This window comes from Janthinobacterium lyxosi (genome assembly GCF_051380665.1).
Classification (GTDB): domain Bacteria; phylum Pseudomonadota; class Gammaproteobacteria; order Burkholderiales; family Burkholderiaceae_D; genus Janthinobacterium.
Map to the genome: position 1 here is coordinate 32,547 of NZ_JBNYXM010000027.1, position 25,151 is coordinate 57,697.

Annotated in this window: 23 protein-coding genes; 4 read left to right on the plus strand and 19 right to left on the minus strand. The window is 60.1% G+C overall.

Annotated elements, in window-relative coordinates:
* On the minus strand, positions 1-522 hold the full coding sequence (locus tag ACQ4WP_RS22730; RefSeq protein WP_436524631.1) for a PilN domain-containing protein: 522 nt from the start codon (positions 520-522) through the stop codon (positions 1-3).
* Between the two features lie 71 nt (positions 523-593).
* Positions 594-1,226 (minus strand): pilus assembly protein PilM, encoded by a 633-nt coding sequence (gene pilM, locus ACQ4WP_RS22735; protein ID WP_436524633.1) that lies wholly within the window; start codon positions 1,224-1,226, stop codon positions 594-596.
* 301 nt (positions 1,227-1,527) lie between these two features.
* Between pilM and ACQ4WP_RS22740 the strand changes: the two genes are divergently transcribed.
* Entirely contained in the window at positions 1,528-3,873 is a 2,346-nt protein-coding gene (locus ACQ4WP_RS22740) for a penicillin-binding protein 1A (protein WP_436524635.1), read from the plus strand.
* Positions 3,874-3,937: 64 nt separating this feature from the next.
* Here the strand turns inward: ACQ4WP_RS22740 and cyaY are convergent, their stop codons facing one another.
* A complete protein-coding gene (cyaY, locus tag ACQ4WP_RS22745; protein WP_436524637.1) occupies positions 3,938-4,267 on the minus strand; it encodes an iron donor protein CyaY in 330 nt (109 codons plus the stop codon).
* Between the two features lie 40 nt (positions 4,268-4,307).
* Between cyaY and lptM the strand changes: the two genes are divergently transcribed.
* Positions 4,308-4,490 carry an LPS translocon maturation chaperone LptM gene (lptM, locus tag ACQ4WP_RS22750; RefSeq protein ID WP_034778304.1) on the plus strand — a complete coding sequence of 61 codons (183 nt, stop codon included), beginning with the start codon at positions 4,308-4,310 and terminating at the stop codon, positions 4,488-4,490.
* Here lptM and msrQ read toward each other — a convergent pair.
* The 5 genes from msrQ to ACQ4WP_RS22775 all read right to left on the minus strand — a co-directional run bounded on the left by msrQ (position 4,487) and on the right by ACQ4WP_RS22775 (position 10,356).
* Positions 4,487-5,140 (minus strand): protein-methionine-sulfoxide reductase heme-binding subunit MsrQ, encoded by a 654-nt coding sequence (gene msrQ, locus ACQ4WP_RS22755; protein WP_436524640.1) that lies wholly within the window; start codon positions 5,138-5,140, stop codon positions 4,487-4,489. The two genes, lptM and msrQ, sit on opposite strands and share 4 nt — an antisense overlap.
* Positions 5,141-5,149: 9 nt before the next feature.
* Positions 5,150-6,127 (minus strand): protein-methionine-sulfoxide reductase catalytic subunit MsrP, encoded by a 978-nt coding sequence (msrP, locus tag ACQ4WP_RS22760; protein WP_131688276.1) that lies wholly within the window; start codon positions 6,125-6,127, stop codon positions 5,150-5,152.
* Positions 6,128-6,200: 73 nt separating this feature from the next.
* Positions 6,201-7,352: a c-type cytochrome biogenesis protein CcsB gene (gene ccsB, locus ACQ4WP_RS22765; RefSeq protein WP_436524672.1), complete on the minus strand. Its 1,152-nt coding sequence runs from the start codon at positions 7,350-7,352 to the stop codon at positions 6,201-6,203.
* 49 nt (positions 7,353-7,401) lie between these two features.
* The gene (locus tag ACQ4WP_RS22770; protein ID WP_436524642.1) at positions 7,402-9,498 is read right to left on the minus strand and encodes a cytochrome c biogenesis protein ResB; all 2,097 of its coding nucleotides are present in this window, start codon (positions 9,496-9,498) and stop codon (positions 7,402-7,404) included.
* 186 nt (positions 9,499-9,684) lie between these two features.
* On the minus strand, positions 9,685-10,356 hold the full coding sequence (locus tag ACQ4WP_RS22775) for a c-type cytochrome (RefSeq protein WP_436524644.1): 672 nt from the start codon (positions 10,354-10,356) through the stop codon (positions 9,685-9,687).
* A 186-nt stretch (positions 10,357-10,542) separates the two neighbouring features.
* Between ACQ4WP_RS22775 and yihA the strand changes: the two genes are divergently transcribed.
* Positions 10,543-11,280 (plus strand): ribosome biogenesis GTP-binding protein YihA/YsxC, encoded by a 738-nt coding sequence (yihA, locus tag ACQ4WP_RS22780; protein WP_102121149.1) that lies wholly within the window; start codon positions 10,543-10,545, stop codon positions 11,278-11,280.
* 70 nt (positions 11,281-11,350) lie between these two features.
* Here the strand turns inward: yihA and ACQ4WP_RS22785 are convergent, their stop codons facing one another.
* The 5 genes from ACQ4WP_RS22785 to ACQ4WP_RS22805 form a co-directional block, all read right to left on the minus strand.
* Entirely contained in the window at positions 11,351-12,238 is an 888-nt protein-coding gene (locus tag ACQ4WP_RS22785) for a hypothetical protein (protein WP_436524647.1), read from the minus strand.
* 272 nt (positions 12,239-12,510) lie between these two features.
* A complete protein-coding gene (locus tag ACQ4WP_RS22790; protein ID WP_436524649.1) occupies positions 12,511-15,621 on the minus strand; it encodes an efflux RND transporter permease subunit in 3,111 nt (1,036 codons plus the stop codon).
* The gene (locus ACQ4WP_RS22795; RefSeq protein WP_436524651.1) at positions 15,618-16,790 is read right to left on the minus strand and encodes an efflux RND transporter periplasmic adaptor subunit; all 1,173 of its coding nucleotides are present in this window, start codon (positions 16,788-16,790) and stop codon (positions 15,618-15,620) included. The genes ACQ4WP_RS22790 and ACQ4WP_RS22795 overlap by 4 nt, the downstream gene beginning before the upstream one ends.
* A gap of 87 nt (positions 16,791-16,877) precedes the next feature.
* Positions 16,878-18,236, minus strand: a complete 1,359-nt coding sequence (locus ACQ4WP_RS22800; RefSeq protein WP_436524653.1) for an ATP-binding protein — start codon at positions 18,234-18,236, stop codon at positions 16,878-16,880.
* Positions 18,233-18,961, minus strand: coding sequence for a response regulator (locus ACQ4WP_RS22805; protein WP_034753223.1), 729 nt, complete (start codon positions 18,959-18,961; stop codon positions 18,233-18,235). The genes ACQ4WP_RS22800 and ACQ4WP_RS22805 overlap by 4 nt, the downstream gene beginning before the upstream one ends.
* A gap of 187 nt (positions 18,962-19,148) precedes the next feature.
* On the opposite strand from ACQ4WP_RS22805, the gene ACQ4WP_RS22810 reads away from it, so the two are divergent.
* Complete coding sequence (locus ACQ4WP_RS22810) at positions 19,149-19,682, plus strand: Spy/CpxP family protein refolding chaperone (RefSeq protein WP_436524655.1); 534 nt, start codon at positions 19,149-19,151, stop codon at positions 19,680-19,682.
* A gap of 70 nt (positions 19,683-19,752) precedes the next feature.
* On the opposite strand, the gene dsbD is transcribed toward ACQ4WP_RS22810, so the two are convergent.
* The 6 genes from dsbD to rpsM all read right to left on the minus strand — a co-directional run bounded on the left by dsbD (position 19,753) and on the right by rpsM (position 25,149).
* Positions 19,753-21,705 carry a protein-disulfide reductase DsbD gene (dsbD, locus tag ACQ4WP_RS22815; RefSeq protein ID WP_436524657.1) on the minus strand — a complete coding sequence of 651 codons (1,953 nt, stop codon included), beginning with the start codon at positions 21,703-21,705 and terminating at the stop codon, positions 19,753-19,755.
* Positions 21,706-21,876: 171 nt separating this feature from the next.
* Positions 21,877-22,269: a 50S ribosomal protein L17 gene (rplQ, locus tag ACQ4WP_RS22820; protein ID WP_010394482.1), complete on the minus strand. Its 393-nt coding sequence runs from the start codon at positions 22,267-22,269 to the stop codon at positions 21,877-21,879.
* Between the two features lie 133 nt (positions 22,270-22,402).
* Entirely contained in the window at positions 22,403-23,380 is a 978-nt protein-coding gene (locus tag ACQ4WP_RS22825) for a DNA-directed RNA polymerase subunit alpha (protein ID WP_008444343.1), read from the minus strand.
* Positions 23,381-23,482: 102 nt separating this feature from the next.
* Positions 23,483-24,106: a 30S ribosomal protein S4 gene (gene rpsD, locus ACQ4WP_RS22830; RefSeq protein ID WP_010394478.1), complete on the minus strand. Its 624-nt coding sequence runs from the start codon at positions 24,104-24,106 to the stop codon at positions 23,483-23,485.
* 255 nt (positions 24,107-24,361) lie between these two features.
* Positions 24,362-24,766, minus strand: coding sequence for a 30S ribosomal protein S11 (rpsK, locus tag ACQ4WP_RS22835; RefSeq protein WP_010394475.1), 405 nt, complete (start codon positions 24,764-24,766; stop codon positions 24,362-24,364).
* Between the two features lie 17 nt (positions 24,767-24,783).
* On the minus strand, positions 24,784-25,149 hold the full coding sequence (rpsM, locus tag ACQ4WP_RS22840) for a 30S ribosomal protein S13 (RefSeq protein ID WP_046681666.1): 366 nt from the start codon (positions 25,147-25,149) through the stop codon (positions 24,784-24,786).
* Between the last annotated feature and the right edge of the window lie 2 nt (positions 25,150-25,151).

Sequence of the window (25,151 nt, forward strand, 5' to 3'; positions counted from 1 at the left end):
TCAACCTCCAGGGCTAAGTTTACTGGACAGGCGTCCAGCGCTTGTCAAAGCCAGCCGTATCGTCCATTCCACCGCGCCGTCGCCCGCGCCGCGCACTTCCAGCCGTACTTCCACCAATTCCGGCCGGGACCAGGGCGCGGCCTGCTCCAGCGCCTGCAGCAATGCTGCGACCTTTTCCTGCGAAATGGCATGCCCTTGCAAGCGCACCATCGCCGTTTCCTGGCGCACACTGTGCAAGGCCACACCGGCCGGTATCGCCCGCGCCAGCGCGTCCAGCATGCGCACCCAGGCATTGCGTTGTTCTTGCAAACTAGCAATGGCCTGCTGGCGCAGCACCAGCGCCGCCGTCTCGCTCTGCACCCGCTTGCCGGTGACAAGGATGGTATTTACTTGCTGCATGGCATTGCGCCAGCCTTCTTGGCGGCGCAGCTGCGCGTCGAGCTGCTGCTGCAGCCAGGCGCCCGCCGCCAGCACCAGCAGCAAGCCCAGCAGCGCCCCACCGGCCAGTTGCCACAGCAGCATCTGAATACGCCTGCGCCGCGCCGCCTGGCGATGCGGCAAGAGGTTGATGCATGGCACTTGCGCCACGCTCTTCATCGGGCGTACCGGTGCAAAGCCAGCCCCCAGGCCAGCTGAAATGCCAGTCCGCTGTCCGGCAAGGCTTGCCATCCCCCTTGTGCAACGGCCGCCTGGCGCGCCAGCGCCTCGCTATCCATGACGACGGGTGTCAAGCCGGCTGCCGTAGCCGCATCGAGGCGGCGCTGCACGCTGGCGCGGCGCGCCGCCACGAGCAGCACTTCGATCTCCCGCTGCGCCTGGCCGGCAAGCGGTGGCGCCGGCCCGAGCTGGTAAAAATCCAGGCTGGCGTCTTCCAGCGCAAACGGCATGTATTGCGCCGCCTCCAGTTCCACCAGGATTTCCAGTTGTTCCTCGGGCAAGCCCGCCTGCAGACGGATCACATGCGCGATCAGGGCCGTGGCCGGCATGGCCAGCGCCACGCGGGTGCAGGCGCTGCCACTGTTGCGGCATGCCAGGCGTACGGCGGCGGCCAGGCCCTGCGAATCTTCGACATTGCCTTCAAGCATCACTCCTGCCGCCAGCGCGGCGCTGCCGCAATGCCGGCACGACAATTTTCCCCGCCGGCGTCTCAACTCGACCACGCGCACGGCATCGTCCGCCATGTCAACGCCCAGCAAACCGATGCCAAGAAAACTGCGGATAGACATGTTTTTCATAGAGAAACGTGACCGTGGGAGGGGTTCCTGCCATCTGAAAGCCTAGTCCCGGCAGCGCTGGCTTGTAAACGGATTTCACGCCGGAGTCTGCTGCGCGCGGCGCCTATCTGGCCTGGCCGTGATCTGGCGCAGAATAATTGTTACCAAATCCTGGTTGCCAGCGGGCCAATACACGCTTATATAGAGTATCGACAAGTGTCGACACTCCCCCCGGCAAGCGCCACGGCGCGCTGCCACCCCGGCAAGCTCGCTTATAATTGACCGGCATAATTAACCGAAAGACATACGACGCATGACATCTTCAAACTCCGCTGGCTCCGCTGGCTCGAAGCCGCCCACCAAGGGCAGCAAACCCAAACGTTTTCTGCTGATGGCGCTGGTATCGCTGCTGGGCCTGGGCATCGTCGGCGTCTTGCTGGTGGTTTTTGGCCTGGCCATGGCCTATCCGAACCTGCCGGCGCTCGATACCTTGACCGATTACAAGCCGAAAATGCCGCTGCGCGTGTTCACGTCCGACAGTGTGCTGATCGGCGAGTTCGGTGAAGAACGGCGCAACATGGTGCATATCAAGGATATTCCCGATGTCATGAAGAAAGCCGTGCTGGCCATCGAAGATGACCGCTTCTATGAACATGGCGGTGTCGATTACCTGGGCATCACCCGCGCGGCCCTGCACAACCTGACGGGCGGCGCCAAGCAAGGCGCCTCGACCATCACGCAGCAGGTGGCGCGCAACTTCTTCCTGTCCAGCGAACAGACGCTGAAGCGCAAGGCGTATGAAGTCTTGCTGGCCTGGAAGATCGAGAAAAACCTCAGCAAGGACCAGATCCTCGAAGTGTATATGAACCAGATTTATCTGGGACAACGCGCCTACGGCTTCGCCTCGGCCGCGCAAATCTATTTCGGCAAGAATATCCAGGACCTCACCGTGGCCGAAGCGGCCATGCTGGCCGGCTTGCCAAAAGCGCCGTCGGCCTACAATCCCGTCGTCAATCCGAAACGCGCGCGCATGCGCCAGCAATACATCCTGCAGCGCATGGCGCAGCTGGGCTACATTACGCCAGAGCAATACACGGAAGCCAAGAATGAAGAGCTGAAAGTGAAAACCGACAGCAGCGCCTTTGGCGTGCACGCGGAATACGTGTCGGAAATGGCGCGCCAGCTGGTCTACGAGCAATTCAAGGAAGATACCTATACGCGCGGCCTGAACGTCTACACCACCATCACCAAGGCCGACCAGGATGCCGCCTACATTGCCTTGCGCAAGGGCGTGATGGATTACGAGAAACGCCACGGCTACCGTGGCCCGGAAGCCTACATCGAGATTCCGAAAACCAAGGCCGAAGCAGACGACGCGATCGAGACGGAACTGGCCGACCACCCGGACAGCGACGACATCATCGCCGCCATGGTGCTGCAGGCGTCACCCAAGTCCTTGCAGGCAGTCACGTCGGCCGGCGAGGAAATCACCATTACCGGGCCCGGCCTGACCTTTGGCGCGGCCTGGCTGTCGGAAAAAGCAGCGCCGAACCGCCGCATCAAGCGCGGCGCCGTGATCCGCGTCATGCAAGAAGGCAACGCCTGGGTCTTGACGCAGATGCCGGAAGTGCAATCGGCATTTGTGTCGGCCAGCACCACGGACGGCGCCATCCGCGCCATGGTGGGCGGCTTCGATTACAACCGCAACAAGTTCAACCACGTCACGCAGGCGTGGCGCCAGCCCGGTTCGGCCTTCAAGCCCTTCATCTATTCCGCTTCGCTGGAACGGGGCCTGTCGCCGGCCACCATCATCAACGATGCGCCGATCTCGTTCGACGCGGGCCAGACGGGCGGCCAGGCGTGGGAACCGAAGAACTACGACAGCAAATATGATGGTCCGATGACCATGCGCAAGGGCTTGATGAAATCGAAAAACATGATTTCCATCCGCATCCTGCACAAGATCGGCGCCAAGTATGGCCAGGAATACGCGACGCGCTTCGGCTTTGACGCGGACAAGAACCCGCCGTACCTGACCCTGGCCCTGGGCGCCGGCAACGTGACGCCGCTGCAGATGGCGGGCGCGTATGCCGTGTTCGCCAACGGCGGCTACAAGATCAACCCGTATCTGATCGCCAAGGTGACCGATAGCGATGGCAATATCCTGTCGCAAGCCAAGCCGGACCTGGCGGGCGAGGAAGCCAACCGCGTCATCGATGAGCGCAATGCCTTCATGATGAACAGCATGCTCAACGACGTCGTGCGCTTCGGTACGGCAAACAAGGCCATGGCCTTGAAGCGCCCTGACCTGGCCGGCAAGACAGGCACCACCAACGATTCCATCGATGCGTGGTTCGCCGGCTACCAGGCCAAGCTGGTGGGCATCGCCTGGATCGGCTATGACCAGCCGCGCAACCTGGGTAACCGGGAAACGGGCGGCGGCCTGGCCTTGCCGATCTGGATCAGCTATATGGCGAAAGCCCTGAAAAGCATTCCCGTCGAGGAACGCGCCGTGCCGGAAGGGCTGATCCACGTGGGCGACGAGTATTACTATGCGGAAAATCCACCGGGCACGGGCGTAGGCAGCCTGGAAGGCGCGGCGCGCGGCACGCCGGAGGAAGAGAAAGCCAAGGAAGCGGTCAAGAATGAACTCTTCTAAGTTCGTTTGACGCAAAAGGGGCAGCCTGAAGAGGCTGTCCCTTTTTTATTGCCGCGGCGAAAAGTTACTTCAGCACGACGGGTGCGCCCGCCTGCTCGCTGGCCATGGCCGACAGGGCGGCAAACAGTTCGGAGCCGTCGCGCGTATTGATCCACTCGTCGCCCACGCACTTGTAGTGGAAACCGCCGGAACGGGCCGCCACCCACATTTCGCGCATGGGGGCCTGGCTGTTGACGATGATTTTCGTGCCGTTATCGATGAATTCGATTTCCAGCACATTGCCGCTGCGGCTGCATTCGACGTCGAGCACGTCTTCATCGTTCAGCCGGTCCAGCGCCGCCTCGATCTGGGTCAGGGTGGCTTCGGCCAAGGCCAGGAATTCCGATTCGCTCATGCTACACTCCAAAGATCTTAATCAAACCGTGATTCTAATCGTGAAGTCATCCTCAGCGTTTTATATCGGCACCGCCATTGTGGTTTCTAGCGTCCTGGCGGGCTGCGGCCAGCCCGGTCCCCTGTACCTGCCCAAGCCGCCCGCGGCCAAGGGCGCGCCAGCCAAAGGCCCGGTTGAGCCGGCCCCCGTGCCACCGCCGCCCGTGATCGTGCCGGCCACCTAAACGGAACGCACCGGGGTAGCTGCCTTCGCCGCCCTGGCGCCCTTCTCTCGCTTGTTCCAGGCGAAAACCACGCGTATTAACAGCAGTAGCGCGACGATACTGCCGAACAGGATTGGTTGCGCGAAATTGTGCTTGGCCGCCTTCATCCACCAGAAGTGCAGGATACCCAGCGGCGCGATGATGTAGATCAAGCGGTGCAGCCACTGCCAGCGCTTGCCGCCCAGCCGTTTCACCATGCCGTTCGTGCTCGTCACGGCCAGCGGAATGAGCAAGACGAAGGCGATGAAGCCCACCGTGATGAACGGACGCTTGAGCACATCCTTCCACATTTCCTGCACATCAAAAAAGTGATCGAACCACAGGAAGGTGGTGAAATGCAGTGCCGCGTAGAAAAACGCAAACAGGCCCAGCATGCGCCGCAGCTTGATCAGCCAATTCCACTGCGTGAGGCGCCGCAAGGGCGTCACCGCCAGGCTGATGCAGAGAAAATACAGGGTCCAGTCGCCCGTGCCGCGCGTGATGAATTCCAGCGGCTCCACCAGTTGCCCCGTGTACGTCAGCCAGACCATGCGTGCAAAGGGCAGCAGCGCCAGCAGAAAGACCAGGCTTTTGAATAGCGACAATTGTCTCGGCGTGGGGTTGAGGGCCATGGTCTTTCCTTAAAAGAACTTCTTCAGGTCCATGCCAGCATACAGCGAGGCCACGTCGTTATAGCCGTTGAACATCAGGGTCTTGCGCTTGCGCGTGAGAAAACCGTCTTCGCCGATACGCCGCTCGGAAGCTTGCGACCAGCGCGGATGATCGACGTTCGGGTTCACATTCGAGTAAAAACCGTATTCGGACGGGGCCGACAGGTTCCAGGACGTGCGCGGCTGCTCCTTGACGAAACGGATCTTGACGATGGATTTGGCGGACTTGAAACCATATTTCCACGGCAAGACCATGCGCACGGGCGCACCATTCTGGTTCGGCAAGGTCTCGCCATACATGCCCAGGGTCAGCAGTGCCAGCGGATGGTTCGCTTCATCGATGCGCAAGCCTTCCGTATAGGGCCACTGCAGCACGCGGCTGCCCACGCCCGGCATTTGCTTCTTGTCGGCCAGGGTGATGAATTCCACATACTTGGCATTGCCTGTCGGCTCGACCTTCTTGATGATTTCCGAGAAGGAATAACCGACCCACGGGATGACCATCGACCAGCCTTCCACGCACCGCAGCCGGTACACGCGCTCTTCCAGCGGCGCCAGCTTCAGCAGCGCATCGAGGTCCAGCGTCATCGGCTTTTTCACTTCGCCTTCGATGCTGACCGTCCATGGCCGCGTGCGCAAGGTGCCCGCGTTTTGCGCCGGATCGCTCTTGTCCGTGCCGAATTCGTAGAAATTGTTGTAGCTGGTGGCGTCTTTATAGGCCGTCTGCTTTTCCAGCGCCGAATAGGCGGGATTGAGCTTGGCTGCCAGTTTGGGATTCGTGCCTTGCGCGAAAGCTTCGCGGCTGGCCATTTCCAGCAAGGCCGCGCTGGACATCGAGCCCAGCGCCACTTGCTTGATGAAGCTGCGGCGCGATTCAAACACGGCGCGCGGCGTGATTTCGGAAGAATACGGCAATTCAATGCCGTTGGGACTGCGCTTGATCAACATGGCGGCTCCGGGAAAAAGGTGATTGAATGTACCTTACACCAGTTTTCCCAGGCCGTTCATGACGCTTCTGTCATTAAAGTTTGCCGTAAGAATGCAAGCCGGAGAGGAACATATTCACGCCCAGGAAGGCAAACGTCGTCACCAGCAAGCCCACCAGCGCCCACCACGAGGCGACGCGGCCGCGCAAGCCCGCCATCAGGCGCATGTGCAGCCAGGCTGCATAGTTGAGCCAGACGATCAGCGCCCAGGTTTCTTTCGGGTCCCACGACCAGTAGCCGCCCCACGCTTCGGCCGCCCACAGGGCACCCAGGATGGTCGCTACCGTGAAGAAAGCAAAGCCCACGGAAATGGCCTTGTACATGACGTCGTCGAGCACTTCCAGCGACGGCAGGCGGTCAACCAGATAGCCGCTCGATTTGAGCAGGTACGCTGCCGCCACCATGGCCGACAGGGCGAACGTGCCGTAGCCGATGAAGTTGGCCGGCACGTGGATCTTCATCCACCAGCTTTGCAGGGCCGGCACCAGCGGCTGGATTTCGGCCGCGTCGCGCGTGACCGTGTACCACATCAGGAAGACCACGGCCGCTGTAATGACCAGCATGACAAAGGCGCCCAGCTGGCGCGTCGCATAATGCTGCTCGTAGTACAGGTAGAACATGGCCGTGATCAAGGAAAACAGGATGAACACTTCATACAGGTTCGACACGGGAATGTGGCCCACGTCGGCACCGATCAGGTAAGACTCGTACCAGCGCACCAGCATGCCCGTCAGGCCCAGCACCACGCCGGCCCAGCACAGCAGGGAGCCGACGGAGGAGCCGAATTCCGAGCGCGCCACCAGGCCAATCCAGTAAAACAGGGTCGACAGCACGAAAAGCGTGCCCATCCACAGGATGGCGGATTGGCTCGACAAGATGTATTTCAGGAAGAATTTCTGGTTCGCCATCTCCAGATGGCCTGCGTACAGCTCGATGGCGAACAGCGACAGCACGGCCGCCACGGGGATCAGCCAGCGCACGGGCTTCCAGTACCAGCCCAGCCACGCGAACGTGGGCGCCGCGGCCAGCAAGATGGCCTTTTCATAGATATCCATGAAGGCGCCAAAGCGCATCAGGCCAAACAGGGAGGCGGCCAGCAAGCCGGCGCCATACAGCCAATCGATCAGGCTCAGGCGCTTGAAAAATCCTGGTTCCTGCGTATATATTTGCTTGTTTGCCAATTCCATCATTTTCTCCATTCCTGGCGACGCGCAAGCGTCCCAGACACAGCGCAGCTTACGCCGATTGCGGCAGCTTTGCCTTCAAAGTCTCAAATTCTTTTTCAAAATCCAGCGTCTTGCGTTGCGTGCTCATGGCCATCAGCGCTTCGCTGCCGCCTTCGCCATCCTTGATCCACACCCACAGGCGGCGCTCGCGGATATAAAACATGGAAAACACGCCGATCACGAGGAACAGGCAACCCAGGTACACCACGCTCTTGCCCGGCGAACGCGTCACCTGCAGCACGGATGCCTTGATTTCCGTGAAGTCGTCGAGTTGCAGATACACAGGCGCGCCATAGAAGAAGCTGTCGGACAACGCATTCGTGGCCAGCTGCAGGAAGCGGCCGTGCTTGTCATCGGCCTCAATGGCTTTCAAGCCATCCTGGGCGCGCGCCGCCTGCCACAAGTCCCACAGGCTGCCATTCAAGATTTTCATGAAGATATCGGCCGCTTTTTCTTGCTCGGCGGCAGGAATTTTCTCCAGGAAACGCGAAATGGCCAGGAAACCGCCCTCTTGCCCATTGCCGGCAAAGATGCCCAGGCTTTTCGCCGCCGATTCCTGCAACTGGCCGCGCAGGGCTTCCGCGCCCGGCTGCGGCATGGCGCGGGCCGCATAGCGCGCGGCAGCTTGTTGGCGCAGCGCGGGATCTTGCAGCGCGGCCCGCAAACGCATCCATTCGTTTACGCTGTAATTGTCATCGGCTGGAATGCGCAGGAAGCTGAAGGCATCGCTGGGGTTGATGCGCATGCCGGCCAGGAACACCGTCGTGCCATCCACTGTGACTGGCTGCATGTAGTTCTGGTACTCGCGCGCCTGGCCCGTCTTGTCGCGCAATTTGTATTGCACCGAAGGACCGACGTTCTTGAGATCCTTGTTATTCGCATTCTTCGCGGCCGAACCGAGGCGCTTGTCCAGGCCGACGGCAAATTTATCGTTGAAACTTTCCGCCTTGCTGACGGCGCGCACATCCTGGCCGGCGCTGAGGTTTTCCACGTTAAACGGACGAAAAGCCGACCATTCCACCGTGTAGGAATTGCCATCGCTGCGCTCGAGCGGCGTACTGCCGCCCACTTCGCCGCCGATATCGAAGCGTTTCGTCGTCTTGCCCGTCATGGGAAAACCCGTCAACTTGAGCTTGCTGCCGCCATCCTCAAAGCTGGACTGGTACAGGGCCAGGCCCTTGTACAGCAGCGGCTGGTTGACTTTGATAGTCGCAGGAAAACTTTCACCCGTGACATGGTCGGTGATGACGACATCGCTGGCGAACAGCTTGGGCATGCCCGTGCTGTAGAAATCGATGTGGAATTTTTTCAGCAGGATGGTGATGGGCAGATCCTGGATCAGCACGCCATCTGCCTGGGGAATGATGGCCGTGTTGCTCGACGAGCCTTCCGGGATCATGGTGTTGCCGCGGAAAGTGGGGTTCGACAGGCTCAAACGGTGCTGGGCGGGAATATCGGCGATCACACCGCTGCCAGAAAACGGCGTCTTGCCAAAGAACCATTGCTGTACGCGTATCGGCATTTCGGAGTCGAGCAAGCCGCCCACACAGATGATGACGATGGCGCCGTGGGCAAAGATATAGCCCCATTTATTGGCCGCGCCGCGCTTGGCCGCTACCAGGGTGGCTTTGTCCTTTTCCACCACCTTGGCTTGGTAGCCGGCGTCTTTCAGGCGCATCACCATCTGCTGCGCCAGCACGTCGCGCGGCAGCGGCGCCCGCCATTCCATCTTGTGATGGAAATTGCGCAAAGATTGCTCGCGCACATTGTCGCGCCAGCTGCGCATGTCCTTGAGCATCTTCGGCGCATTGCGCACGATGCACAGCGAGGTCGAGGCGACCAGGAAACCCATGATCACCAGGAACCACCAGGCCGAATACACGGAATACAGGCTCAGCTTGTCGAAGACGGCGAACCAGAACGGACCGAACTGGTTCACATAATTGGGCATGGGCTCGTTTTGCTTGAGCACCGTGCCGATGATGGAGGCGACGGCGATCAGGGTCAGCAGGCTGATGGCAAAGCGCATCGACGAGACCAGCTCGACGAATTCAGCCAGGCTGCGGCGTTGGGTCTTTAACTCGATTCCGGTCGTGCCTGTGCTCATACGTTGATACTCATACTGGATATGCAATCTTCAGGAAAGTGGGCAAGGAGCACACAGTATGTCTGCGCGCAAGGCGGCAGCATACTCCTGTTTGGCCCCTGCCATAAAAAAGGGCAGCCTGTTTGAAATGGCCGCCCTTGTTCATGCGCGCTGGTGCGCCTGGCAATCTCTTGCCACTATGAAAACTTACTTCAGGCCGGCGATATAGTCGGCTACGGCGGCGATTTCGTCATCCGACATGCGGGCGGCGATGGTGTGCATTTGCGCGCTGTTCTTGCGGGCGTCGGCCTTGGTACTGCGGAACATGGCCAGCTGGGCTACCGTGTAATCCTGGTGCTGGCCAGCAATGCGCGGATACTGGACGGGCATGCCATTGCCCGTCGCGCCATGACAGCTGGCGCAGGCGGCGATTTGCTTGGAAGCAATGCCACCACGGTAGATTTTCTTGCCCAGGTCAATCGTATCCTTGTTTTTCGCGGCGCTCGGCTTGGACAGCTGCGCGCCCAGGTAGGCGGCAATATTTTTCTTGTCAGCGTCGCTGAGCATCTTCGCATACGTCGTCATGACGGGCTGATTGCGCTCCGGCGTGGTGAAGTCGACCAGTTGCTTGTAAATATAGCTTTCATGCTGGCCGGCCAGCTTCGGGTTGACCGTGATGGTCGAATTGCCGGCCGCGCCATGGCAGGACACGCAGGCAGGCAAGCCGCGCGCCATATCTCCATCAGCATACAGGGTGGCGCCCTTGGCGGCATCGGCCTTGACGACCGGTTTCGGTGCTTCGACCGCGGAAGCAGTTGCCGATACAGCCAGCAAAGCGAGCAGCATGGATTGGACAAACGGTGAAAACGCACGATTCATTCAGGCACCCTGAGACAGTGAGAAATTAGTGGTGGACATTGCCGCGCTCCTGAGATTTTTGATTTATTTTCAGGGCCGCAAGCCGCATCGCTGCTACGCCGGCAACAATTAACAATCCCTTATTGTACAATAGCTTCTTGGCGTTACCGCTCCCTTATCGCTCCATTTTGTTGCTTTACTACTCCCATGTCAAAACTCTGGCAAGCCCGCTTCTTTACGACCGTCAACCAATTGCGTGACCTGCCCGATACCACGGTGCCGGAAATCGCCTTTGCCGGTCGCTCCAATGCCGGTAAATCGACCGCCATCAACATCTTGTGTAATCAGAAAGGCTTGGCGTTCGCCTCCAAGACACCTGGCCGTACCCAGCACATCAACTACTTCTCCATCGGCGGCGCCCACGTGGCGCAGCACCGCAAGGATGCCACCATCGTCGAAGAAATCGAATGCCTGCTGGTCGACTTGCCCGGCTATGGCTACGCGGAAGTCTCCGGTTCGGCCAAACTGCACTGGCAACGCTTGCTGGGCGACTACGTGCAGCGCCGCGAGCAATTGGCGGGCCTGGTCCTGATCATGGATTCGCGCCGGCCCTTCACCGACCTGGACGTCCAGATGCTGGAATGGTTCGCCCCGACGGGCAAACCGATCCACTGCATCCTGACGAAAGTCGATAAGCTGAACCGCAATGAATCGGTCAACGCACTGCGCCAGGCGAAAGCCAAGCTCGACAGCTATGTGGATGAAGACGGCATCGGCTTCCCGTTCACCGTGCAACTGTTCTCGGCCTTGAAACGCGTCGGCATCGACGAAGCCAATGACAAGATCATGGAACTGGCCGGCATCAGCGAAGATGGCGCGGCCCAGATGGTCGAGCTGATCGAGATGGAAGACGACGTCGAACCGGAGTCGGACAAACCGGCTTGATCGAGATCAACGCTACGTAAAAAAGGCTGCCCGTTCACACGGTGCAGCCTTTTTTTATTGCGCTGAGCGTTTAACGCCGTCCCGGCCCTGGCCGCTTCTCCGAAAAGAATTCCTGGCGCAGGAAGGCGCTCAGTTCGGCCGTGTCTTCCACGCGGGCGCTGAGGTTGACGTTACGCCCCAGGCGCCGCGATTCCCAGACGAAATCGCCCGGCTTTTCGGCGCGGATCAGCTGGATCATCTTCTTGATGATGGCCGATTCGATATCGGGTTCATTGCCCAGTTCTACTTTTTCCTGCTTCAGCCAGTTGCGCTTGAAGTTGCCATTCCAGCCCTTGAACTTGACTTCGGCACTGAAGGAGGTCTGGTTGACGATGGAAAACACGCCACCCGAATCCTCGCGATCACTGCCGGAATTGCGTCCCTGCGCGCCGGCGATATTCGCCTTGGCCACGCGCATGGCGCGGTCGTTCTCGCTTTCCTCGGCCGGCGGTGCAGGATTTTGCGCCTGGCGCTGCTTGCGGCGCTGCTCGATCATCGAACTCATGTCTTCGGCCGGCGGCGGCGGCAACGGCACTTTCGACACCAGCGGCGGCGTGAACGTTTCCAGTTTCGGCTTGTCGCGCGGCACGTCCTTGGTCACCACGCGCTTGCTCGGGGCCGGCGGCGGTTTCACCTTGGCCACTTTCGTATCCTTCGGTTTCGGCGTGGGTTTCGGCTGCGGCTTCGGTTGCGGCTTGTCCTTCAGGGGCGCGATGTAGACCATCGCACTTTCCTTCTTCGGCGGCGGGATTTTTTCGATCTTGTCGCTGCGCAACAGGGCATACGCCGCCAGCAACACATGCAGCAAGACGGACACGCCCAGCGCAACCTTGCGCATGGTGCTGGTCTTGGACCCGTAGGCCGGTGGTGGCTGGATCACTTGTCCGCAAGTGGGACAAACGTCGGAATCGGCAGCCATCAAATGGGTCGTGTCATGCAAAATGAATCGTGCTTTCTGTGTAGCGACAAAAGTAATCTTACAGGGCAGCCATAGTGCCAGAGTCCCTTGCTTTTGGGAACACTTCCTCGGCATTTCCAATCCGAAGCGTACAGGATAGCGGCATTCCTTGCAGCGGTAACCAGAGTACCCGAGCCGTCTCTTGACGGTTGTTACCGTATGTATCACAGCCCATACAAAACCGGCGCCGCATTCACTGAGGAACGGGGCGCCGGTGGTGGCCGTGTGTCGGCTCAAGCCTTCTTGTCGAGCGCCACCAATTGCTCGTCCGTCAACGGCCCCGTGCCGCTGTACTTGTCGAGGAACAAATAGATGACGGGGGTAATGAACAGGGTAATGACTTGCGAGAAGAGCAAGCCACCGACCACGGCCAGGCCCAGCGGCTGGCGTAACTCGGCGCCGGCGCCCAGGCCCAGGGCAATCGGCAAGGCGCCCATCAGGGCCGCCGCCGACGTCATCATGATGGGGCGGAAACGCAGGATGCAGGCCTGACGGATGGCTTCAGGCGGGCTCATGCCCTCGTTGCGCTGCGCATGCAGGGCAAAGTCGATCATCATGATGGCGTTTTTCTTGACGATGCCGATCAACATCAGGATGCCGATGATGGCGATCATGGTCAGGTCCATGCCAAACAGGCGCAGGGTCAAGAGCGCCCCCACGGCCGCCGATGGCAAGCCAGCCAGGATGGTCAGCGGGTGGATATAGCTTTCATACAGCACGCCGAGCAGCACATAGATCACGGCCAGCGCAGCAATGATGAGGATGATCTGGCTGGACTGCGAGCTCTGGAACACGGCCGCGTCGCCGCCGTAGCGCGTGATGATGGAGGCCGGCAAGCTCATTTCCTTGGCCATCGCGTCGATCCTGCCCGTGGCGATGCCCAACGGAACGTCCGGCGCCAGGTTGAAAGCGATGGTGACGGCCTGCAACTGCCCCTGGTGATTCACGGAGGTGGGGCCTATCGTGCGTTCCACGTAAGCAATACTCGACAGTTTCACCAGTTCGCCCGTCTTGCTGCGCACGGACACGCGCGTGAGCGCATCGTCATACTGGCGGTCCGCCGTGGCCGCTTCCAGGATTACGTAATAGCTGGCTGCCGAGGAATAGATGGTCGACACTTGCCGCTCGCCAAAGGCGCTGTACAGGGCCGTACGGATATCGGACATTTGCACACCCAGCAGATTGGCCTTGTCGCGGTCGATCCGGAGGGATGCCTGCAAGCCCTTGATCTGCGAATCGCTGGTGACGTCGCGGAAAGCGGGATCGGTGCGCATGCCCGCAATAAACTTTTCCGCCCAGTCATTCAAAGCATCGGGACTGACGCTTTGCAAGGTGTACTGGTAACGGCTCTTGCTCTGGCGTCCGCCCAACTGCAAGTTTTGCACGGGACGGAAATACACGGCCATGCCGGGCACGGTACTCGTCGCACGACGCAGGTTTTCCAGCACCACCGGCATTTTCGGCCGTTCGCTGCGCGGCTTCAAGACCATGAACATGCGGCCCGTGTTGCCGCCGCCGACGAACGACGTCACGTCCTGCACGCTGGGGTCCGCCTTGAGCACGGCCGCCACGCGGGCTTGCAAGTCTTGCAAGGCCGCCGAGGAGATATCTTCCGACGCTTCCGTATTCACCTGGATCTGGCCCAGGTCTTCCTCGGGGAAGAAACCTTTCGGGATGGTGCTGTACAGGATCACGGTCAGCACGAACGTGGCGACGGCGATGCACAGCACCACATTGCGGTGCCCCAGCGCCTTGTCGAGCACAAACACATAACCATTGCGCAAGCGCGTAAAACCCGCTTCGAAATGGCGGCCGATAAAGGTTTTTTCGCCATGACTGGGGTCGCTGTCATTGTGCTCGCGTGTATCGGCAGGCAGGAAGCGGCTGGCCAGCATCGGCACCAGGGTCAGCGACACAACGGCGGACACCAGCACGGCCAGCGAGACGACAACGGCGAACTCATGGAACAGCAAGCCGATCACGCCCGGCATGAAGAAGATGGGGATGAACACGGCCACCAGCGAGACGGAAATCGAGATAATGGTAAAACCCATCTCTTTCGCCCCCTCCAGGGCCGCGCGTATCGGTTTCTTGCCCATCTCGATATGGCGCACGATGTTTTCCAGCACCACGATGGCATCGTCGACGACGAGGCCCACCGCCAGGGTGATGCCCAGCAGAGAAACGTTGTCGAGGCTGTAGCCGAGCCAGTACAGCAGGGCCAGCGCACCGAGCAGGGAAATCGGCATGGTGACGGCAGGAATGAAGGTGGCGGCCGCGCGGTGCAGGAACAAAAAGATCACCAGCACCACCAACACCACCGTCAGGGCCAAGGTCAGGTTGACGTCGTGGATGGCTTCGCGGATCGACAGTGATCGGTCGTTGACCAGGCTGATCTGTATCGACTGTGGCAATTGTTCCTTGAAACCTGGCAGCAAACGGCGCACGCCATCGACTACTTGCACGGTGTTGGCGTCCGGTTGGCGTTGCACCATCAGGCTGATCGAGCGCTCGCCATTGAAACTGCCGACGGACTTGATCGATTGAAAGCTGTCTTCCACCTCGGCCACATCTTTCAAGCGCACGGGCTGGCCGTTGCGACTGGCGACGATCAGTTCGGCAAAATCGGCCGCCTTCATCATTTGCGGATTGCCCTGGATGGTCAGGGTCTGGCTCGGGCCGTCAAGGATGCCCAGCGGGGAATTCGTGTTCGAGGTGCGCAAGGCGGTGGCCAGCTCGTCCATCGTCAGGTTGCGCGCATTCATCAGGTCGGCACGGGCGCGCACGCGCACGGCAAAGCGTTTCTGGCCATTGACGATGACCTGGGCCACGCCAGGCAAGGTCGACAGGCTGGGCGCGATCAGGTTTTCTGCATAATCGTTGAGGTCCGACAAGTTCAGCGATGGCGACGTCATCTGGATGAACAAAACGGGCGCATCGGCCGGGTTGACCTTGCGGTAGGAAGGCAAGTCCGTCATTTCCGTCGGCAACTGACGCTGTGCGCGCAGCAGCGCCGCCTGTACGTCGACGGCTGCCTCGTTGACATTGATGCTGGCGTCAAATTCCAGGGTCAGCGAGGTATTGCCCAGCGTACTCGTGGAGGTGATCAGGCTAAGGCCGGAAATGGTGGAGAATTGTTTCTCCAGTGGCAAGGCCACCGACGAGGCCATGGTTTCCGGGCTGGCGCCGGCCAGGTCGGCGCTGACGTTGATGACGGGCGTGTTGTAGCTCGGCAAGGCCGCCACGGGAATTTGCAGGTAGGCCAGCACGCCGGCCAGGATGATGCTCAGGGACAGCAGCACCACCATGACGGGGCGGCGGATGCTCAGTTCGGACAGGTTCATGCTGGCTTGCCCTGCGGTGCGGCGGTGCCATCGGCAGCCTTGTGTTTTTCCACCAGGCGCACCTTGCTGCCTGGGCGCAAGTTCTGCTTGCCATCGACGATGACCTTTTCATCGCCCGCCAGGCCGGTGACGACGGCGTTCGGTCCGAATGCATACACGCGGCTTATCTTGCGCATCTTGGCCGTATTGTCCGCTTCCATCGAGTACACGAAGGTGCCGGCGGTACTCGTGATGATGGCGTTTTGCGGGATCACCAGCGCATCCTTGAGGGTGCGCACGGTCAGCTGCGTATTCACGTACTGGCCTGGCCACAGGTCGGTGCCGCCATTATTGAAGCGCGCCTTGATCCTGATCACGCCCGTGGCCGGATCGACGGCATTGTCGATGAAGTTCAGTTTGCCGTCGAGCTGCTTGCCGCCCGCATCGGACAAGAGCGCCGTGACAGGCACCTCGCCCGCCTTTTGCGCCGCCAGCAAGCCCGACAGGCTGCTTTCCGGCAAGGTGAACGACACGTCGATCGGGTCGAGCTGGGTGATGCTGGTGAGCGACGTGGTCGGCTGCACCAGGCTGCCCGCGTAGACATTGATGGCGCCCACCCTGCCCGCCTGCGGCGCACGCAGGACGGTGTAGCTGGAGTCGACCTGGGCGGCGCGCAAAGCGGCCTGGTCGGCGGCCAGCAAGGCGCGTGCCGCGTCGAGCTGGCTTTGCAGGGTATCGACGGCGCCCTGGGCGATGAAGTTCTTGCTCAGCAAATCCTGGTTGCGCTTGAGCTGGCGCTCGAAATCCTGCACCGAGGCGCGGTCGCGCAATACCTGCGCCTGCGCCTTGTCGACATTCGCATGCTCGCTGCGCGCGTCCAGCGTAAACATCAGTTCGCCCTGCTTGACGAACTGCCCTTCGCGGATATGCACCTTGGTAATCGTGCTGGTCGTCTGTGGATGCAAGTCAACACTGCTGATGGGCATGACGCTGCCATTGGCTTGCAGCACCATCGGCACATCCTGGCGCAGCGGCGCGACCACGCTCACCGTCGTCGGCGCCTGTCCGCCCTTGCCCCCTTTGCCATCCTGCCCGCCGGTCGACGCGCCGGACTGATGATTGAAATACCAGATGCTGCCACCGATACACAGGGCCGCACCCACGAGGATTGCCAGACTAGTCTTTTTCATTGTTCTGTCACGCTGTAGCAGCGCAGGGCTGCAGGTTGAATGTAGTTGCCAGGGGGCATAAAGCACAATATTGTCGCATGGAAATGCTCACTTTCCTGCGTAATACTCTGGCACGATCAGGGTGACTTCCAGTCCACCGTCGACATGATTCAGCAATGAAACCGTGGCGCCATGCTGCTCGGCGATATTGCGCGCGATGGTCAGGCCCAGGCCCGTGCCGCCCGATTCGCGCGAACGCGAGGTCTCGATGCGGTAAAACGGTTCGAATACCTTGGCCAGTTGATCTGGTGCAATACCTGGCCCGCCGTCGCGGATGCGGATGCGCGCCGCGCCGGCGATGCGCTCGACGGTGACCTGCGCGTACTGGCCATATTTGACGGCATTGTCGATCAAGTTCACCAGGCAGCGCCGCATGGCGATCGGGCGCGCCATCAAGGCCATGGCCGCCTGTCCACTGAGGGTGACTTTCTGGCCGGCATCGGCCGCGTCGGAGCAGACGCTGTCGAGCAGGGAGTCGAGATCGAGCGCCTGCATCGCTTCCGTGCTATCCATCGAGCGGGCCAGTTCCAGCCCTTCCTTGACCATGCTCTGCATGGCCGACAGGTCACCCACCAGGCGGTCGTACAATTCTGTATCGGCCACTTTTTCCAGGCGCAGGCGCAAACGCGTCAGCGGCGTCTGCAAGTCATGCGTGATGGCGGCCAGCATTTGCGTGCGCTGGGAAATGTGCTGACGGATGCGCGCCTGCATGGCATTGAAGGCGGCGCTGGCCTGGCGGATCTCGCTGGCGCCCGACAGGGTCAGCGGCGGATGGTTGATGTCGTTGCCCAGGTCTTTCGCCGCCTGCGCCAATTGTTTGAGCGGGCGCATGGTCATGCGCGTGACCAGGTAAGCGAGGATGGCGATGCTGATCAGGAAAGGCAGCAGGGTCATCCAGTCGTTATGTTCATTGAACGGCGGCTGCTGGCGTGGCGGCAAGACCATCAGGCGCAGCACGTGGCCGTCCTGCATACGCACGTCGAGGTTTTCACAGGTACCGCCCCATGGCTTGGCGCCGAACATGCCCGGCGACTGGCGCGGCTTGACGCAGGCGGCCGGGCGTTCAGCCAGCGCGCTGACCTTGAAGCCCTCGCCCAGCTTGGCTTGCAGGGCGCTGGAAAATACCGTCGGCGCACCGGGCGCATGCTCCGTCGCGGGACGCAGTTCCAGGCGCACGCTACCCTTGTTGGCCACTTTCAGGTAAGCGGCGCGCGAGGCCAGCGGCACCACGTCGGCCGCCATCACCAGCTGCTCGGCCCGCTCGACGGCGTGGTAGTCGCGGTATTGCTCGATGGTGCGCTGGCGTTCGCCCACGGCCAGCCACTGCGTCAGCGCGGCAGAAGCGACGATGCCGATCAGCAGGAACATGAAGACGCGGCCCGTCATCGATCCCAGGAAGGCCTTCACGCGTGCGGCTCCACATTGACCTGGCCGGCCAGCACGTAGCCGCCGTTGCGCACGGTCTTGATGATTTGCGGCAAGCGGGCATCTTCACCGAGTTTTTGCCGCAGGCGGCTGATCTGGATATCGATCGAACGGTCGAACGGGTCGGCGTCGCGTCCCTGCGTCAGGTTCAGCAACTGGTCGCGGTTGAGCACGCGGTTCGGGTGTTCCAGGAACACGCGCAGCAAGCGGAATTCCGCGCCCGACAGCATGATCACCAGGCCGCTGGGATTGAGCAGGTGACGCGCCGTCAAGTCCAGGGTCCAGCCGGAAAAGCGGATTTGCTGGGCCTTGTCCGACGGCACGTTCGATGGCATGGCATGGCTGCGGCGCAACACGCTGCGTATGCGCGCCAGCAATTCACGCGGCTCGAACGGTTTCGGCAAATAATCGTCGGCGCCCATTTCCAGGCCCAGGATGCGGTCCAGCGGCTCATTGCGCGCCGTCAACATGATCACGGGCACCGTCGATTGCGCGCGCAGCTTGCGGCACAAGGTCAAGCCGTCGTCGCCAGGCAAGTTCAAATCGAGCACGATCAGGTCGGGCCGCGTTTCGTCGAGGATTTTCCACATGGCCGTGCCATCTGCCGCGCCCAGGGTGCGGTAAGCGTTCGTTTCCAGGTAGTCCGCCAGCAAGCTGCGGATGTCGCGGTCATCGTCGACGATGAGAATTGTAGAAGTGGGTTCCATGGTACGAATTATCCCCACTTCCCTCACCCTTGCACAGCGCATTTGTATCGTCTTGTATATAGGAGACCCGAAGAAACATATAGATACAAACTGTCTGGCAGCGGACACTTCGGGGAAACATGGCGCGTCCAACATGGATTCATGTGCAGCAACATGTACATCCCTCATCTTTTACAAAGGAATCCAGATGAACGCCTCAATGACAACCTTGCGCAAGAATTTGATCATCGCCATGAGCATACTCGCCATGGGTGCGGCATCGCTGACCGTCCACGCCCAGGAAGCGGCTGCCAGCGCGCCTCCCGCCAGCAGCAAGATGCAACATGATGGCCAGCGCGGCCAGCACCGCGCAAGCAACCCTGCCGAACGCATGGCCAAGTACCAGGCCCGTCTGCACGACAAGCTGAAACTGACGGCCGCGCAGGAACCGGCCTGGGCCACGTTCACGGCCGCCAATGCGCCGAAAAAACCAATGGGCGACTGGAAAGCCAAGCGCGAAGCGATGGCCAAGCTGTCGGCACCGGAACGCATGGAGCAGTGGATCGCCATGTCGAAGGAACGCATCGCCGGCCAGGAAAGCCGTTTGGCCTCGCTGAAAACCTTTTATGCCGTGCTGTCGCCGGAGCAAAAGAAAGTGTTTGACGACAGCGTGCCTGCCGGCAAGCACGGTGGCCATCGCGGCGGCCACCATGGCATGCAGGAGCATCCCAAAGCCGGTTAAGTTTTAGCTGTGCAGAAATCGAAAAAGCCTGCGACGCAGGCTTTTTCTTATTGGACAGACAAGTGACTGCTTACTGTCCGTCGAGCTTGCGCAAGGAGGTCAGGAACGTCGATGCATTCTGGAAACCAATCACGCGCGACTGGGCGATTTCCTGCCCTTGCGGGTTGAACATGATGATGCCAGGCGGGCCGAACAGCTGGAAACGTTTCAGCATGGCCTTGTCGTCGGCGTCATTGGCCGTCACGTCCACTTGCAGCAACACGGCTTGCCCCATCTTTTCGCGCACGGCGGGATCGACAAAGGTCAGCTTTTCCATCTCGATGCAGGACACGCACCAGTCCGCATAAAAGTCCAGCAGGGCTGGCTTGCCATTGAGCTGTGCCAGCGCCGCGTCGAGCTGCGCCACGGTCTTCACGCGCGTAAACGGTTGCGCGTGCACTTGCCCACCGCCCAGGTGCGCCAGCGGTGCCAGCGGGTCGCGGCCACCGCTGGCCACGCCGACCAGTTGCATCGCGCCCAGCACGGCAAAGACGAGGCCGAAGGCCTTGGCGATCCAGGCGTTCTTCGCGCCGCTCCTGCCCACCAGCAGATACATGCCGTAGCCGACGAACAGCACCGTCCAGCCCAGCATCTGCACGGCACCCGGCAGCACGGGCGAGACCAGCCACCAGGCCACGCCCAGTTGCAGCACACCAAAGAAGCGCTTGACGGCATCCATCCAGGCGCCGGCGCGCGGCAGCAAGGTACCGGCCGACACACCCACCAATAGCAACGGCACGCTCATGCCCACCGCCATGGCGAACAGGGCGCTGCCGCCGATGACGACGTCGCGCGTCTGGCTGATGTACAGCAAGGCGCCGGCCAGCGGCGCGGCCACGCATGGCCCCACGATCAGGGCGGAAATGGCGCCCATGACGAATACGCCCGCCAGGCGGCCCGACGACTGCTGGTTCGACACGGACGTCAGCTTGCCCTGCAGGAAAGCCGGCACTTGCAACTCATACAAGCCGAACATCGACAACGCCAGACCCGCCATCAGCAAGGCGAAAAAGCCCAGCACCCACGGATTTTGCAACTTGGCTGCCAGGCCTTCGCCCGCCAAGCCGGCCGCCACGCCCAGCGCCGTGTAGACGATGGCCATACCCAGCGCATACGTCAGCGACAACAGCAAGCCACGCGAACGGCTGACCTTGGCGCCATCGCCGATGATGATCGACGACAAAATCGGCACCATCGGCAGCACGCACGGTGTAAACGCCAGGCCCAGACCCAGCAACATGAACAGGGGCACGATGACCAGCAGCTTGCCTCCCTTCAGGGCCGATTCGATCTTGCCCATCTCGTTTTGCGCCGGCGCCGGGCTTGCCGCCACAGGGGCCACCGCCACCGGGTCGGGCGTGGCCGTGATATCGGGATTGGCGATGCTCAGCACGGACACGCCAGGCGATGCTTGCGCCTGCGGCCCGTTGACGGCTGCCGTGTCGACTGCCGGCGCGGCCGGCAAGGCAAACTTCGACGCCACGCCGCCCGGCGCCATGCTCTGGCCGCCGCCACGGCCCACCAGCTGGGCCGTGGCATCCTGCGGCGCGTAGCACAGGCCCTTGTCGGAACAGCCCTGTCCCGTCGCCTTCAGGGTAAACGCGCCAGCCGCCTGCACGGGAATCGTGATGGTGAGGGTCTTGCGGAACGTTTCCACGTTCTTCTGGAAGGTGTCGTCAAACTTGACCTTGCCAGCCGGATACACGGGAGTGCCCAGCTTGGCGCCCACGGCGTCGAACTTGAAGCGCTCATGGTACATATAGTAACCATCGGCAATCACATAGGTGACGGCGATGGTGGACGGGTCCTGCATGCGGGCGGAAAATTTGAAGGCCAGCTCGGGATCGAGGAATTCATCGTCGGCACGGGCCTGGCCTGCACCGAAAGCCAGCATGGCCAGCAGCAGGCAGGCGGTGAGCCAGGCCAGGACATGTTGCAAGGACGTGGGGGCGCGCGCAGCGGCGCTGGTGGGGAAACGTGACATGGACTACCTTTTTCTGCGGCATCAGCTGTGCCATTCAACAAGAGACGCGCGGAGCGTGCAGTGGCTGCAGAGCCGGCGCGAAAGAAGAATAGTACACCGCAGCTGTGATAGCTGCAGCAGAAAACAAAAAAGCCAGGCTAGGCCTGGCTTTCTCAGATGCAATTACCGGGATTACTCGCCAGCGATTTCAACTGCTTCGGTCGTATCTGGACGATCCATCAGTTCAACGAACGCCATAGGAGCGTTATCGCCGACGCGGAAACCCATTTTCAGGATACGCACATAGCCGCCATTACGGTTGGCGTAACGTGGGCCCAGTTCAGCGAACAGCTTCAAGACCATTTCACGATCGCGCAGGCGGTTAAAGGCCAGACGCTTGTTTGCCAGGCAGTCAGTTTTGCCCAGGGTCAGAATTGGCTCGACAACGCGGCGCAGTTCTTTTGCTTTTGGCAGGGTGGTTTTGATCGCTTCGTGACGCAGCAGCGATACTGTCATGTTGCGCAGCATTGCCAGACGGTGGGACGAGGTACGATTCAGTTTACGGAGGCCGTGACCGTGACGCATGATAAATCCTTTCGGTGAGTGTTTAAATTCCAGCTCTTCGATCGATGAAGCTAGTGCAACATCGCGGGCCGGTTTGGTGCTTCAAAATAAAAGCCTGGGACACCTGTCCCAGGCAGTTTGCTACAACTACGAATTACTTTTCCAGGCCTGCAGGCGGCCAGTTTTCCAGCTTCATGCCCAAGGTCAAGCCGCGCGATGCCAGCACTTCCTTGATTTCGTTCAGGGACTTGCGGCCCAGGTTTGGCGTTTTCAGCAGTTCGTTTTCCGAACGTTGGATCAGGTCGCCGATGTAGTAGATGTTTTCCGCTTTCAGGCAGTTCGCCGAACGCACGGTCAACTCCAGGTCGTCGACTGGACGCAACAGGATAGGATCGACCAGCGGAGCGCGCGATGGCGCTTCGGCGGCAGCTTCCGTGCCTTCCAGGGCAGCGAACACATTCAACTGATCCACCAGGACGCGGGCCGACTGGCGGATCGCTTCTTCCGGCGAGATCACGCCGTTGGTTTCAATATTGATGATCAGCTTGTCCAGGTCGGTACGCTGTTCGACGCGGGCCGACTCAACAAAGTACGATACACGGCGCACTGGCGAGAACGACGCATCCAGAATGATGCGGCCGATGGTCTTGTTCGTGTCTTCCGACAGGCGACGCACGTTACCAGGAACGTAGCCGCGGCCTTTTTCAACCTTGATCTGCATGTCCAGCTTGCCACCAGCGGTCAGGTGGGCGATCACGTGGTCAGGGTTGATCAGTTCGACGTCATGCGGCAGGTCGATGTCGGAGGCCAGGATCGCGCCTTCGCCTTCTTTTTTCAGGGTCAGGGTTACCGAATCGCGGTTGTGGACTTTGAAAACCACACCCTTCAAGTTCAGCAACAGATCGACGACGTCTTCTTGCACGCCATCGAGGGAGGAATATTCGTGGACGACGCCAGCGATCGTCACTTCGGTCGGCGCGTAGCCCACCATCGACGACAGCAGAACGCGGCGCAACGCGTTACCCAATGTGTGGCCATAGCCGCGCTCGAACGGTTCCATCACGACTTTGGCGTGACCTGCACCGAGAGCTTCAACATCGATAATACGTGGCTTCAACAAACTGTTTTGCATGAAATGTCCTTTTCAATACCCTCGGCTCATTACACCGATAAGGCTGATGGCATTAGTAAAACGCCCACTCGATCGAGTGGGCGGTGATAGTGCTAACTACTATTAACGCGAGTACAGCTCGACGATCAGCGATTCGTTGACGTCGTTAGCGATTTCGTTACGCTCTGGCAGGGACTTGAAGGTGCCTTCCATTTTCTTGGCATCAACCGAAACCCAGCTAGGCATACCAACTTGTTCAGCCAGCGACAGTGCTTCAACGATACGCACTTGCTTTTTCGATTTTTCACGAACAGCAACGATGTCGCCAACTTTGACCGCGTACGAAGCGATGTTGACAACGATACCGTTCACGGTGAACGCTTTGTGGCTGACCAATTGACGCGCTTCAGCGCGGGTCGAGCCAAAGCCCATGCGGTAGCAAACGTTGTCCAGACGCGTTTCCAGCAACTTCAACAGCGTTTCGCCGGTGTTGCCTTTACGACGGTCTGCTTCAGCGAAGTAGCGGCGGAATTGACGTTCCAGCACGCCGTACATGCGTTTTACTTTTTGCTTTTCGCGCAGTTGGTTACCGTAGTCCGAGGTGCGGGCGCCGGATTTGACACCGTGCTGGCCTGGCTTGACGTCCAGTTTGCACTTGCTGTCCAGCGAACGACGTGCGCTCTTCAGGAACAGGTCAGTACCTTCACGACGGGAGAGTTTTGCTTTAGGTCCGATATAACGTGCCACGATACTTCCTTTTTTTAATGATAACGCCCCAGCCACATGCATGATCAAACACGCTGCTGCGGTTAGGCGCTAGTCTGACTCAACTTCAATCAGACGGTGGCTGAAAACGAAAAACCCGCCAAATTGAATTTGACAGGCAAGAACAGCCGGGCAGTATAACCGTTTCCGGCTCCCTGCTCCAGCGATTTCACACAACTGTACTAATACAACAGACAGAAAAGCAGCTGGCGCCGAAGCGCCCTCTGCAACACTATCTTAGATACGACGACGTTTCGGTGGACGGCAACCGTTGTGCGGTACCGGCGTCACGTCCTGGATCTCGGTGATCTTGATGCCCAGGTTGTTCAGCGCGCGAACGGCGGATTCACGACCAGGACCTGGGCCCTTGATACGCACTTCCAGGTTCTTGACGCCACACTCAACAGCCACTTTACCAGCGGCTTCCGCGGCGACCTGCGCTGCGAACGGGGTCGATTTACGCGAACCCTTGAAGCCTGCACCGCCAGAGGTAGCCCACGACAAGGCATTGCCTTGACGATCGGTGATGGTAATGATGGTGTTATTGAACGAAGCGTGGACATGTGCAATGCCTTCAGCGACGTTCTTTTTAACCTTTTTACGCACGCGTGCTGATGCGGCGTTATTTTGCGACTTAGCCATAATTATTCCCTAGCGGATTATTTTTTCAGCGATTGAGCGGCTTTACGCGGTCCCTTGCGGGTACGTGCGTTCGTACGCGTACGCTGGCCACGGCAAGGCAGACCCTTACGATGACGCATGCCGCGGTAGCAACCCAGATCCATCAAACGCTTGATGTTCATGGACAGTTCACGACGCAGATCGCCTTCGACGATGAATTTGCCTACTTCATCGCGCAGTTTTTCCAGTTCGCTGTCATCCAGATCTTTGATCTTTTTGTTGGTTGCTACACCGGTCGATGCACAGATTTTCTCTGCGCGTGGACGGCCCACACCGTAGATGGCCGTCAGGCCGATAACGGTATGCTGATGATTTGGGATATTAACCCCTGCAATACGTGCCATTT

Bases quoted from the DNA above. Each gene is read 5' to 3' on its own strand.
- ACQ4WP_RS22805 (WP_034753223.1), bottom strand. From the start codon at position 18,961: ATGGAACCCACTTCTACAATTCTCATCGTCGACGATGACCGCGACATC.
- ACQ4WP_RS22825 (WP_008444343.1), bottom strand. From the start codon at position 23,380: ATGCAAAACAGTTTGTTGAAGCCACGTATTATCGATGTTGAAGCTCTC.
- yihA (WP_102121149.1), top strand. From the start codon at position 10,543: ATGTCAAAACTCTGGCAAGCCCGCTTCTTTACGACCGTCAACCAATTG.
- ACQ4WP_RS22785 (WP_436524647.1), bottom strand. From the start codon at position 12,238: ATGGCTGCCGATTCCGACGTTTGTCCCACTTGCGGACAAGTGATCCAG.
- rpsK (WP_010394475.1), bottom strand. From the start codon at position 24,766: ATGGCTAAGTCGCAAAATAACGCCGCATCAGCACGCGTGCGTAAAAAG.
- dsbD (WP_436524657.1), bottom strand. From the start codon at position 21,705: ATGTCACGTTTCCCCACCAGCGCCGCTGCGCGCGCCCCCACGTCCTTG.
- ACQ4WP_RS22790 (WP_436524649.1), bottom strand. From the start codon at position 15,621: ATGAACCTGTCCGAACTGAGCATCCGCCGCCCCGTCATGGTGGTGCTG.
- rpsM (WP_046681666.1), bottom strand. From the start codon at position 25,149: ATGGCACGTATTGCAGGGGTTAATATCCCAAATCATCAGCATACCGTT.
- cyaY (WP_436524637.1), bottom strand. From the start codon at position 4,267: ATGAGCGAATCGGAATTCCTGGCCTTGGCCGAAGCCACCCTGACCCAG.
- ACQ4WP_RS22795 (WP_436524651.1), bottom strand. From the start codon at position 16,790: ATGAAAAAGACTAGTCTGGCAATCCTCGTGGGTGCGGCCCTGTGTATC.
- ACQ4WP_RS22775 (WP_436524644.1), bottom strand. From the start codon at position 10,356: ATGAATCGTGCGTTTTCACCGTTTGTCCAATCCATGCTGCTCGCTTTG.
- ACQ4WP_RS22810 (WP_436524655.1), top strand. From the start codon at position 19,149: ATGAACGCCTCAATGACAACCTTGCGCAAGAATTTGATCATCGCCATG.
- msrP (WP_131688276.1), bottom strand. From the start codon at position 6,127: ATGTTGATCAAGCGCAGTCCCAACGGCATTGAATTGCCGTATTCTTCC.
- msrQ (WP_436524640.1), bottom strand. From the start codon at position 5,140: ATGGCCCTCAACCCCACGCCGAGACAATTGTCGCTATTCAAAAGCCTG.
- ACQ4WP_RS22770 (WP_436524642.1), bottom strand. From the start codon at position 9,498: ATGAGCACAGGCACGACCGGAATCGAGTTAAAGACCCAACGCCGCAGC.
- ACQ4WP_RS22730 (WP_436524631.1), bottom strand. From the start codon at position 522: ATGCTGCTGTGGCAACTGGCCGGTGGGGCGCTGCTGGGCTTGCTGCTG.
- pilM (WP_436524633.1), bottom strand. From the start codon at position 1,226: ATGTCTATCCGCAGTTTTCTTGGCATCGGTTTGCTGGGCGTTGACATG.
- rplQ (WP_010394482.1), bottom strand. From the start codon at position 22,269: ATGCGTCACGGTCACGGCCTCCGTAAACTGAATCGTACCTCGTCCCAC.
- ccsB (WP_436524672.1), bottom strand. From the start codon at position 7,352: ATGGAATTGGCAAACAAGCAAATATATACGCAGGAACCAGGATTTTTC.
- ACQ4WP_RS22740 (WP_436524635.1), top strand. From the start codon at position 1,528: ATGACATCTTCAAACTCCGCTGGCTCCGCTGGCTCGAAGCCGCCCACC.